Here is a 241-nt window from a genome sequence, read left to right as displayed (position 1 = left end):
GCTCGGCCCCGTCCTCCCGTACCGCGATCGGCAGCGGTCGCACCCCGAGCCCGTCGGTGCGCACCAGGGCGAGGCCGAGGCCGGGCAGCGAGGTGATGTCATCGGCCTCGGCGAGGAAGGTCCGCTCGCCGAGCGCGTGCAGCACGACTCTGCTCAGCCCGTCGACGGCCTCATGGCTGGTCACCACCGTGCCCCGGTCGTCGGCGACGAAGCCGGTGCCGCGCGGGCGACCCGCCAGATC

The 241-nt window shown here is 75.1% G+C and carries 1 protein-coding gene; it reads right to left on the bottom strand.

Annotated elements, in window-relative coordinates; genetic code table 11:
- Positions 1-241, bottom strand: a 241-nt coding sequence (locus J0695_RS39570; RefSeq protein ID WP_206969683.1) for a serine protease family protein, incomplete at both ends; no start/stop codon positions are given.

This window comes from Streptomyces beijiangensis, assembly GCF_017315755.1.
Classification (GTDB): domain Bacteria; phylum Actinomycetota; class Actinomycetes; order Streptomycetales; family Streptomycetaceae; genus Streptomyces; species Streptomyces beijiangensis.
This window is presented reverse-complemented; position numbering and strand designations above follow the sequence as displayed.